Below are 11,055 nucleotides of genomic sequence, written 5' to 3'. Positions count from 1 at the left end.
GAGGGCACCTCGCGGCTGTCCCGGGAACACGCGGTCGTCTCGCCGGTGTCAGGCCTGACCATGGTGGCCGGCGGGAAGTACACGACCTACCGGGTGATGGCCCGCGACGCGGTCGACTCAGCCGTCCATGGCATGAACCGCTACGTGCCGGCCTCGTGCACCGAGCGGATCCCGCTTCTGGGTGCCGAGGGCTACCAGGCGCTGTGGAACGCCCGGGAGACACTCGCCAACCGCAGCGGGCTGCACGTGGCCCGGGTCGAGCATCTGCTGGGACGCTACGGCAGCCTCGCCCGCGAGATCCTCGCCCTCATCGAGGAGCGCCCCGCACTTGGAGCGCCGCTGCGCGGGGCCAGCACCTACCTTGCGGCGGAGGCCGTGTACGCCGCGTCCCACGAGGGTGCCCTGCACCTTGACGACGTACTGACCCGCCGGACCCGAATCTCGATCGAAGCCTGGGACCGGGGCCTGGAGGCCGCAGCGCACGTCGCCGAGCTGGTCGGACCCGAGCTGGGCTGGGATCACGCGACCGCCGCCGCGGAGATCGAGCACTACCGGGCCCGGGTGGCGGCCGAACGCGAGTCCCAGCGGCAGGCCGACGATCAGACCGCCGACGCGGCCCGACTGGGCGCCCCGGACGTGCGCGGCAGCGGCCGGCTCCGGCCCGCCGCGCCCGAGCCGGCCCTGGGCCGCGGGTAGCGGGTAGCCGGTAGCGGGTAGCGGGTAGCGCCAGGTCCGACAAAATACCCGCCGGCGACGCTCGCCAGCGGTCTGGAAAATGACAGCGAAAATGTCGCCGCGGCGCTGTACAGCCCGCACCGTCGTCCGATGACGGCGAGAAATGCGACGATTGCTCCGCGTTGTCTACCGAGGTCAAGAGCTACGCCCGGGGCTGTGGCAGACCCCCGAACTGCACCGAAAATACCTTTCTGGGAATTATCAGAATGGCCGTAGAAATAGTCCGTGTGACAACACGGCAGTCAACAAACATATGCCGGCCAACATATTTCCGGCTGGTAAACACACCGGTAACCTGTCACCATATCCGCTGACGCCGACCGGTGACCCAGGGCATGACCACTAGGCATGCGCGGCATGAGTGGTAGGTTCTCCAGGTAGCGAGACCCCATGTTCGCGGAACACCGGACCGGCCCGCCGTGCCTCCCGTTGCGGAGTCTGCCTCTTCTGGAGGTGTGTCTATATACAGATGCCTCGGCGCCGACCAGCAGGTTTGTCACGGCCCGGTTACGCACGAGGGTGAGCGACCTCAACAGGCGCCGTATTATACGGATCGCCGCATTGCCGAGTACGCCCCCTTGGGCCGGTCTCCCGCATATCGGCCGGTGAAGATCCGGAAGGGACGCTGTACCATCCGAAGCCGGCTTCTGACGAGGGCAAGCCACGGGATAATACGAGGGGAACAGCAACCGACGTAAACGGGCGCTGTTTTCGCACGGCTACGATCAACAGTAGCTCCGCCCGGAGACGGGAGAAACCCGCCGTGACAATGCACGCGCACCCAGGATGGGATCCGCACAGACTCCGGCAACTCCACGACGCGACCGCACCGCCATCCGCCGAACAGCTCATGCCCGCGAACACCGACCTCGACCTGCTGTGGACGGGCGACGGTCTGGCCCGAGGGCTTGCGGAGATGACCCGTGACAAGCGGCCGCCCCGCTTTCTCCCGGTGTCGGGACCGTCCCTGGGCTCGGCCGCCGAGCGTTGGCTCATGGCACGGACATACCAGCGTCGGGTCGCCACGGTCGGTCAGCTTGTCGATGATCCCCTGGTGCGTGGCTTTGAAGAGCGCGTCGACGCGCTGCGGCGGATGAGCGACATCCTCGGCGGCACCGACGTGCACGCGCTGTCCATCACCGAGCTCCGCATCACCGTCCGGCTGCTGCGCACCGGCATCCACAACGACATCCATCAGGCCCGGCTGTACGCGGTGGCCGCCGAGCTGGCACGACTGGCCGGATGGGCCATGTACGACGTCGGGCAGTACGGCGCCGCACAGCGATGCTGGCTGGTGGCGCTGCGGGCCGCCCACGAGGCGGGTGCGCCCGCCCTGGGTGCCAACGTCCTGCGCTGCATGGCGGAACAGGCAACGTGGTACGGGCAGCCGGCCGACGCGGTCACCCTGCTCCAGTCGGCCCAGGCCGGCGCCCGCAGTGTGTTGAGCGCCATCGAACGGGCCGTGATCGCGGCTGACCTGGCCGTCGCCCACAGCCGCACGGGTCACCGTGTGGAGGCCGCCGCCGCGACCACGCTCGCCTACTCGCTGATCAACGAGGTTCGCCCGGAACGGAACCCCCCCTACATGTACTGGGCCGGCCGCAAGGACATCTCGTTCGCCGCCGGCGAGGCTCTGCTGTCCGGCGGCGACCCGGACCGGGCGATACCCCACTTCCAGGCAGCGCTCGACGACCTCGACGGCCTCGACGACGAGTTCCCGCGGAACCGGGTCGAGTTCCTGACCAGACTGGGTGTCGCCCATGTCCGCACAGGCGGCGCCGATCGGGCCATCGCCCTCGGGCACGAGGCCATCACCCACGCGGCAACCATCGACTCCGGGATGACCCGCCGCGACATCGCCCGTCTCTGCCAGGAGATCGAGCAGGCCGGGCATGCCGGCGCGGCCGCACTGGTTGACCACGCCCGGCGCGCGCTCGGCCCGGCAGAGGTGGCCGCGGCGTCGTCCTGACGCGATCGCAGCCCGGAACTGTTCTCGGGGAACAGTCCTGCGACTCCGAATCCCACCTGCCCGGCCTAGCCCGCCATCCAGTTGGCCTGCGAGGGTATGCCCATGACCTCGTTCACAGACATTGACCTTCTGCGTGAGCTTGAGCCCGTTGCCGCGGCCAACCTCGACCGTCACCTGGGCCTGGCCGCCGAATGGATGCCGCACGAGTACGTCCCGTGGAGCCAGGGCCGCGACTTCGACACCCTGGCCTGGGAGCCGGACCAGTCCAGGCTGTCAGACGTCGCCCAGGTCGCCTTCGAGGTCGGGCTGCTCACGGAGGACAACCTGCCCAGCTACCACCGTGTGATCGCGACGACCTTCGGGCGGGACGGCGCCTGGGGTACCTGGGTGCACCGCTGGACGGCGGAGGAGGGACGCCACGCCATCGCGATGCGGGACTATTTGATGGTGACCCGCGGTGTTGACCCGGTGGCCCTTGAGCGGGGCCGCATGATCCAGATGCAGCACGGGTTCGACGGCGACGAGAAGACACCGCTGCGCGCCATCGCCTACGTCTCCTTCCAGGAACTCGCGACGCGGATCAGCCACCGCAACACGGGCCGGTTCACCCAGGACCCCACCGCGGAGAAGTTGCTCGCCCGGGTGGCCGCGGACGAGAACCTCCACATGATCTTCTATCGGAACCTGATCACCGCCGCACTGGAGATTGCCCGGTCCGCGACGGTCCGGGCCATCGCCGAGGAGATCGTGGCGTTCCAGATGCCCGGGACGGGTATCGACGACTTCGATCGCAAAGCCAAGCAGATCGCCCGGGCCGGGATCTACGACCTTCGCATCCACCACGACGAGGTCGTCACGCCACTCCTGCGGCACTGGAAGTTCTTCGACCTCGACGGCCTCGACGCCCAGGCCGAACAGGCCCGCACAAACGTCGCGCAGTACCTCGAAGCTGTCGATGGTCTCGCCAGGAAGCACGAGGAGAAGCGCGCGAACGCGCTCGCCGCCGCCCAGGCCTGAACCAGCGCCGCGGGTCGTGTGGCACACGGATCAGCAGGACTGACCGGCGGGGTGGTGCCGTGGCCGGTGGGCCGCGAGACAATGACCTAGGGCCTACCCTACCGGCCTGGCGCAGAACCGCCCGCCGGGGCACGGCGCAGGCCGGCACCGGGCCGGCACCGGCACCAGCACCAGCACCAGCACCAGCCCAACAACGACGGGAGACCTCGTGCAGCTCGGGATGATCGGTCTTGGCCGGATGGGCGCCAACCTGGTGCGTCGGCTCATGCGCGACGGGCACGACTGCGTCGTCTACGACGTCAACCCGGCGGCGGTGGAGCAGCTGGCGGCCGAGGGCGCGACCGGCGCCAGGACGCTCGCGGAGTTCGCGGCGGCGCTCACCGTCCCCCGCGCCGCCTGGGTGATGGTCCCCGCCGGGCTCACCGGTGAGACCGTGTTCGCGCTCGCCGAGCACTTCGACGCTGACGACATCATCATCGACGGTGGAAACTCCTACTACCGCGACGATGTGGACCGGGCTGCCGAGCTCGCCGACCGGCGCATCCACTACGTCGACGTCGGCACATCCGGTGGGGTCTTCGGGCTGGAACGCGGCTTCTGCCTGATGATCGGGGGCGAGCGTGACGTCGTGTCACGGCTCGAACCGCTGTTCGCCACGATCGCCCCGGGGCTGGCGACGGCACCGCGTACGCCGGGTCGCACCGGTGAACCGACCCAGGCCGAAAAGGGCTACCTGCACTGCGGGCCGAACGGAGCCGGACACTTCGTGAAGATGGTCCACAACGGCATCGAGTACGGGATGATGGCAGCCTTCGCCGAGGGGATGGCCATCCTCAGCAAGGCCGGCATCGGCCGGGAGCATGCCGGTGACCACGACGCCGAGACCACCCCGTTGGCGCATCCTGAGTACTACCAGTACGACCTCGACATCGCGGAGGTGGCCGAGGTCTGGCGCCGCGGCAGCGTGGTCAGCTCCTGGCTGCTGGACCTGACAGCGGCGGCGCTCGTCGAGGACCCGAAACTGGAGTCGTTCAGCGGCCGGGTGTCCGACTCGGGCGAGGGCCGCTGGACCGTACTCGCCGCGGTCGAGGAGGGTGTACCCGCCCATGTGCTCACCGCCTCGCTGTACGAGCGGTTCGCCTCCCGCGGCGAGGCCATGTATGCGGACAAACTGCTGTCTGCGATGCGCAAGCAGTTCGGCGGCCACACCGAAAAACCAATCGGCTGACGCCTATGTGCTGAGCGCTGCTACGTGCTGAGCGCTGCTACTTGCTGAGTGACGCCACGTCGCCCATGACGATCAGCGGCCGGCTGGCGGGCGACAGCCACGCGAGGATGGCGATGATGCCCTCTCGGGTCACGGTGATGCAACCCTGGGTCGCATCACCGTGATCAACATGTAGCCAGATGCCGCCGCCGGCCGCCGCGCCGAGGGGACGGTTCGGGTCTGATGGCGGGTAGCCGGGCATCCGGTTGTAGTCGATCGCGACCACGTAGTCGAACGCGGCCGCCATGGCCGGCTCACCCGCCTGATAGTAGGACGGCCGGTACTCGTACGGCATCAGCGTGCCCGGGTCGGGTTGACGCCCGCCCGCGGCGGTGAGGGTGAACACACCGACTGGGCTACGCAGATCACCATCTATATGGTCCGACGACCAGCCGTTTTCCGCGTTGCGGCCGGTGAGTGGAGCGGCGACCTGGATCCAGCCGCCACCACCGTCGAGGCGTTGCCACAAGGTGACTGTGTTGATCGTGGCTGTCTGGTCGGGCGCCGACACCACAACCACCTGGCGGTTCACGTCGATGATCCGCCCGGACATCTCCGTACCAAGCTCAGAAATCGTCGTGTACTCCATCCGGCCGTCCGTGCCTCCCCTCCGCAGCCCGGGGTGCCCTGGTCCAGGCACATGTAACGCGCCCACGGCGCCTTCGACAAGTGCCGTGGTCAACTCCATGGTCGCAGGGTCGGTGATTTCGGTCGTGATGGCGACAACTTTCACCTACCGTCAGACGCCGATCGGCGGGCGGGTAGGTGGATACGGTCGCGTGAATGACGCTACCCACCTCCCGATCATCAGATTAACCGGGACCTGGCCGGACACGGCCGAATCTGGCCAGATCTGGCCGGATCTGGCCGGTCGGTCTCGCCATCCACAGGTTTTTGATCAGCCTTTCGGACCAGGCTGAAGTCGTGCCACCGTACCGGAATGGCTTTTAACCCGGATTCATCCCATATCGATACTCATGGCCCTGGCTCCGGCTGGGAAAAGATCGCAGAGTCCCAGTGCGGGGTCATCGCGGTGCGCACCGCGCTCCGGGCTGGCCTCACCCGGTCGGACATCCGCTGGAAGATCACCAGTGGCCGCTGGCAACGCCCGATGCACGGCGTACTCGTCACCCATTCCGGTCCGATCACCAGCATCCAGGAGATGTGGGCCGCCATCGAATCGACCGGTCCGGGCGCGGTCCTCGGCGGCGCCTGTGCCGCCTCTTTCGACGGCCTCCGCGGCTTCGACGGCGGGCCGATCATCGTGATCGTCGATGCCACCCGCCATGTCGCTCCCCGACCCGGTGTCCGCATCCATCGGAGCAAGAACCTCGGTTCAGATCACGTACACCCACGGAAGGTGCCGCCCAGGACGCGGCTTCCCCGGTCGATCCTGGACATGGCCAACTGGGCCGAGGACGACGATGACGCCCGCGCGGCGCTGGCCGCCGGTGTCCAGCAGCGGCTGGTCACCGTCGCGGACCTTCGTCGCGCCGTGGAAGGACGCGGACCGCTACGCCGCCATAGCCTGATCATCGACACCCTGAGCGACCTTGACGACGGCGCCCACTCGGTAGCTGAAATCCTGTACCGGAATATCGAGAAACGCTTCGGGCTGCCTTCCGGCCAACGACAGAAGCAGATCGACGCCGGTGGCCGGCGCTATCTCGACGTCTGGTACGAACCGTGGCGGGTCTGGATCGAGATCGACGGTGGGTATCACCGGGAAGCACAGCACTGGTGGAGCGATCTGGCCCGGCAGAATGCCGGCGTCCTCCAGGACCGCATGATCCTCCGCTTTCCCGTTCACACGCTGCGGAGCCAGCCGGAACACGTCGCCGGTCAGGTCATGACAGCACTCCGCCAGCGCGGGTGGGACCCGGATCTTTAGAACGACCGGGGCAATAGGGACGCGGCGTTGCGGCACCGGGCGCGGTTAGGTGGACCACGTCACCATGGCGACCGATTCCACCTACCGTCGGACGACATTCGGCCGAACGGTAGGTGGTTCCGGTCATCAGGACGGCCTCAACGGCCTACGCTTGGTCGGCGATGGGGAGGTAGAGCCGGGCACCGTGGGCTGCGAACTCCTCGGCCTTCTCCCGCATCCCCGCCTCAACGGCCTCGGTGGTATCCAGCCCGTGGTCGGCGGCGTACTTACGCACGTCCTGACTGATCCGCATCGAGCAGAAGTGCGGGCCGCACATCGAGCAGAAATGGGCCGATTTGGCGGGCGCCGCGGGCAGCGTCTCATCATGGAACGCCTCGGCGGTTTCCGGGTCGAGCGCAAGATGGAACTGGTCGGCCCAGCGAAAGTCGAACCGGGCGTCGGAGAGGGCATCGTCCCACGCCTGGGCGCCCGGATGCCCCTTGGCGAGATCCGCCGCGTGGGCTGCGATCTTGTAGGCGATCACGCCGGCCTTCACGTCGTCGCGGTCGGGCAACCCGAGGTGCTCCTTGGGCGTGACATAGCAGAGCATCGCCGTGCCGTACCAGCCGATCATCGCGGCGCCGATCGCGGAGGTGATGTGGTCGTAGCCCGGCGCGATATCCGTGGTCAGCGGCCCAAGGGTGTAGAAGGGCGCGTCGTGACACAACTCGCTCTGCAGCTCCATGTTTTCTTTGATCTTGTGCATGGGGACGTGCCCCGGGCCTTCGATCATGACCTGGACGTCGTGCGCCCACGCGACAGAGGTGAGCTCCCCCAGCGTTGCCAGCTCCGCGAGCTGGGCGGCGTCGTTGGCGTCCGCGATCGACCCCGGCCGCAGCCCGTCCCCAAGGGAGAACGTGACGTCATAGGCCCGCAGAATCTCGCACAGTTCGGCGAAATGCGTGTAGAGGAAGTTCTCCTCATGGTGAGCCAGGCACCAGGCGGCGAGCATCGAGCCGCCGCGGGAGACGATCCCGGTCTTGCGCCGCGCGGTCAGCGGGACGTAACGCAACAGCACCCCGGCATGGACGGTCATGTAGTCCACACCCTGCTCGCACTGTTCGATCACGGTGTCCCGGTAGACCTCCCAGGACAGCTCCTCGGCCTTACCCCCGACCTTCTCCAGCGCCTGATAGATCGGCACAGTTCCGATCGGCACCGGGGAGTTTCGAACGATCCACTCTCGGGTGGTGTGGATGTCACGCCCGGTGGACAGATCCATGACGGTGTCGGCACCCCAGCGGGTCGCCCACACCATCTTGTCGACCTCCTCCTCGATGGACGAGGTCACCGCCGAGTTTCCGATATTCGCGTTGATCTTCACGAGGAAGGCGCGGCCGATCGCCATCGGCTCGGACTCCGGGTGGTTGGGGTTCGCCGGCAGCACCGCCCGACCGGCCGCGATCTCCGCGCGTACGGTCTCAGCGGACAGACCCTCCCGCAGGGCCACGAACTGCATCTCCTGCGTGACTTCGCCGCGGCGAGCGTACGCCAGCTGGGTGACCGCCCGACCGGCCAGTGCCCGGCGAGGTGACCGCGCCCGCAGCCCTTCACCGTCACGGATCACGGGCCCGGCACCCTGCACGACCTCAGTGTCGGCGCGGGCGGCGATCCAGGTGTCGCGCAGGGGTGCCAGCCCCCGGCGCACGTCGGTGACCTGATCAGTGTCGGTGTACGGACCGGATGTGTCATACAGGATCACACTGTCGCCCGTGGACAGCACGACCTCACGCATGGGTACCCGCAGGTCGTCCGCGGAGCCGACGAGGTAGGTCTTGCGGCTGCCCGGCAGCGGGCCGGAGGTCACCGGCGCGGCGTCGCCGCCGGATGCGGCAGCGGGTACCGAAGTGGGTACCGAAGTGGGTACCGAAACGGGCACAGGTGGCGGCCCGGATGCGGAAATCGAAGCGGTTCGGTCAACAGGCAGCACCACGGAGATGGCTCCCTACGCCGGCATTATCCGGACAGGTTCGGCGGTCGGCGGCACCCGGGTGTGACCCCAACCGCCCTCTCAGCCTCCTTGTGGCGGAAGCTCCCGCGTTGACGTTGGATGATGCGAACGGTACGGCAGCCCGGACGCTGCCGCCACCGGATCGGTAAAACATCGCCGACGACCTCCACGTGTGTCACAGCGTCACCGGGATCGGACGTCAGGTGAGATGTGTTCCGCAGGAGGGTAGGCACCTGGGGTTGTCCTGCGCAGTGCGGCCGCGCCGGCTCTCCTCTTCCGCTGGGAGCACAGATGATCCTGCTGCCATTGCTGTTTTTCTTCATCGGAATCTTCATCGTCGGCCTCGTCCGCGACTGGCGGGACGACGCGGCGCCCAGAGCACTCGATTCGGGCGGACCGCGGCCGGACACCCGCGCAACGACATAGGGGACCAATCGGGATAACGGTCCGATCCGCATGACCGCCCGATCGGCATGACAGCTCGATCGGCCCAAGCGTTCAGACCTCCTTTCGGGCGACCACCCGAAAGGCATTCGCGCGGCGTCCACCATGAAACACCGGCTGCAACGCGAAATCCATCGCTGCGGCCGCCAGAAAAAATGGCGTTGCCAGCACCAGCGCGCTGCCGCGACGCAACCTGCGCCAACCCGTCGGCCCGGCGGGCAACCACGGTAACCTCGGGTCCGGCGCCATCCGCTGCAGGGCAAGGTGAACAGCGGCGGTGAAGTCGCCCGGTCGGTGCACCCGGCCGAACCGGAGTGCGACCGGGCGCAGGCCGCGTTCGGCCAGGGCCGCGGTGAGGTTGTCGGGGGTCGGCAGGTGCAGATGCCGGGGGACCGACCAGCCCACCCAGAAACGCCCGAGGAAACCCGCGGCCGGGCACTGGGCATGGGGAAGCTCAAGCAGGAGATATCCCCCGGCGACCAGTGTCTTGGCCGCCAGGTCGAGTTCGAGATACGGATCGCGTGCATATTCCAGATACCGGAACATGCTGACAACGTCGTAACGGCCACCCAGCTCGGCGGCACGGTCGGCGAAAGTTCCCTGGAACGCATGATCGACCCACCCGCGGCGACCGGCCTCGGTAACTCCCGGCGACGTGTCCAGCCCGTCGAACACGGTATCGGGCCAGATATCCCGAGCACGATCGCAGAAACGACCGGAACCGGTTCCCACATCGAGCCAGGCCCGTGGAGCGGCAAATGGTCGTTGCATCTCGGCGCGTTCCCGGTATACCCGCATGCTGCCGGGAAAATATCCCGCAGGACCGCCCAGCAGGTCCTCGTGGCCGCGGCCGAAAAAGTCGCCGACCGCATTCATCAGCCGCGGGTTGACAAAAACATGACCACATCCCCTGCACCGCTCCAACCGGAAACGGCCGGGCGTGAGCTGCTGAAGGTCTCGGGACTCAAGGCGGGTCACAACGTCAGGCGATCCGCACCACGGACAGGTTTCCCGAGCAGGTTCCAGAAGGGCATCGGTGCCCTCCCCGAGCCGGCTCTGAAATGACTCACGGCCTCGGCCGGCCGCTATCCGGACGTCCTTTTCTGCCCCGTCCACGGGCAGCCCCGAAGACTTCAGCGATTTTTTCCGCGCAGCGGTGCGGCGACCATTCCTGGCCGCGGCGACGACAAATTCGACACCGGCGAGAATCCGAACGACCGGGCTGCGCGCAAGGTCGCGTGGTTGCAACGGTACCCGCCCGAAACAGACGAAGAAGGGCTGTAACCAGAAGAGGACGGTGGCCACCAGCGCCCAGCCCAGGTTGACGGATCCACCGCAGACCATGGCGATGTCCCGAAACGTCGGGGCGAGCAGGTTCAGCGGCCTAGCGCGGTAGGTCCGTTTCTGTACGCGCGCCCTGCTGACCGGATCATCCCGGGCGGCGCTCAGCCCAGGTACGACCACAAGATCCGTGCCGGTGGTCGCATAGTTCTTCAGCCGGGCGATGATGTCGACGAGCTCGACCGGGTCGAAGCCCTCCCGCTGGCCGATGCCGGCCCGGTGCAACAGCTCCGCGTCCGCGAGGATCGCCTGGAAGGCTCCACGGCCGAGCGCGGCGCGGTCGGTCCGGTAGGTCCGGGTGTCCACCATCCGAGCGACGTCGAGCGCGCGTTCGACCGTCAGATCAGCGGGGATGAGGTCGAGTACCCGCAGGCGTTCGCGCCTGGCGTGGTTGCTTGCGG

General features: G+C 67.7%; 9 protein-coding genes and 1 riboswitch. Of the genes, 6 read left to right on the top strand and 3 right to left on the bottom strand.

What is annotated here, in order from left to right; translation table 11 throughout:
• The 4 genes from U9977_RS10600 to gnd form a co-directional block, all read left to right on the top strand.
• A partial coding sequence (locus U9977_RS10600) for a glycerol-3-phosphate dehydrogenase C-terminal domain-containing protein (protein ID WP_322749049.1) occupies positions 1-696 on the top strand: 696 nt, incomplete at its 5' end.
• Positions 697-1,585: 889 nt separating this feature from the next.
• Complete coding sequence (locus U9977_RS10595) at positions 1,586-2,704, top strand: XRE family transcriptional regulator (protein WP_322749048.1); 1,119 nt, start codon at positions 1,586-1,588, stop codon at positions 2,702-2,704.
• A gap of 102 nt (positions 2,705-2,806) precedes the next feature.
• Positions 2,807-3,721, top strand: a complete 915-nt coding sequence (locus U9977_RS10590) for an acyl-ACP desaturase (protein ID WP_322749047.1) — start codon at positions 2,807-2,809, stop codon at positions 3,719-3,721.
• Positions 3,722-3,929: 208 nt separating this feature from the next.
• Positions 3,930-4,949, top strand: a complete 1,020-nt coding sequence (gene gnd / locus U9977_RS10585) for a phosphogluconate dehydrogenase (NAD(+)-dependent, decarboxylating) (protein WP_322749046.1) — start codon at positions 3,930-3,932, stop codon at positions 4,947-4,949.
• 37 nt (positions 4,950-4,986) lie between these two features.
• Here the strand turns inward: gnd and U9977_RS10580 are convergent, their stop codons facing one another.
• Complete coding sequence (locus U9977_RS10580; RefSeq protein ID WP_322749045.1) at positions 4,987-5,721, bottom strand: L,D-transpeptidase family protein; 735 nt, start codon at positions 5,719-5,721, stop codon at positions 4,987-4,989.
• Positions 5,722-6,021: 300 nt separating this feature from the next.
• Here U9977_RS10580 and U9977_RS10575 point away from each other — a divergent pair, with 300 nt between their 5' ends.
• Complete coding sequence (locus tag U9977_RS10575; protein WP_322749044.1) at positions 6,022-6,879, top strand: hypothetical protein; 858 nt, start codon at positions 6,022-6,024, stop codon at positions 6,877-6,879.
• Between the two features lie 145 nt (positions 6,880-7,024).
• Here U9977_RS10575 and thiC read toward each other — a convergent pair whose 3' ends face one another.
• Complete coding sequence (gene thiC, locus U9977_RS10570; protein ID WP_416210546.1) at positions 7,025-8,851, bottom strand: phosphomethylpyrimidine synthase ThiC; 1,827 nt, start codon at positions 8,849-8,851, stop codon at positions 7,025-7,027.
• Positions 8,844-8,967, bottom strand: a riboswitch (TPP riboswitch). It overlaps the preceding gene by 8 nt.
• 193 nt (positions 8,968-9,160) lie before the next feature.
• Between thiC and U9977_RS10565 the strand changes: the two genes are divergently transcribed.
• Positions 9,161-9,295 (top strand): hypothetical protein, encoded by a 135-nt coding sequence (locus U9977_RS10565; protein WP_322749043.1) that lies wholly within the window; start codon positions 9,161-9,163, stop codon positions 9,293-9,295.
• 72 nt (positions 9,296-9,367) lie between these two features.
• Here the strand turns inward: U9977_RS10565 and U9977_RS10560 are convergent.
• Positions 9,368-11,055: class I SAM-dependent methyltransferase (locus U9977_RS10560; RefSeq protein WP_322749042.1), on the bottom strand; the 1,688-nt coding region annotated here is incomplete at its 5' end.

The organism is Protofrankia sp. Cas8 (assembly GCF_963555845.1).
GTDB lineage: Bacteria > Actinomycetota > Actinomycetes > Frankiales > Frankiaceae > Protofrankia.
This window is presented reverse-complemented; position numbering and strand designations above follow the sequence as displayed.

Bases quoted from the DNA above. Each gene is read 5' to 3' on its own strand.
- U9977_RS10595 (WP_322749048.1), top strand. From the start codon at position 1,586: ATGCCCGCGAACACCGACCTCGACCTGCTGTGGACGGGCGACGGTCTG.
- U9977_RS10590 (WP_322749047.1), top strand. From the start codon at position 2,807: ATGACCTCGTTCACAGACATTGACCTTCTGCGTGAGCTTGAGCCCGTT.
- U9977_RS10565 (WP_322749043.1), top strand. From the start codon at position 9,161: ATGATCCTGCTGCCATTGCTGTTTTTCTTCATCGGAATCTTCATCGTC.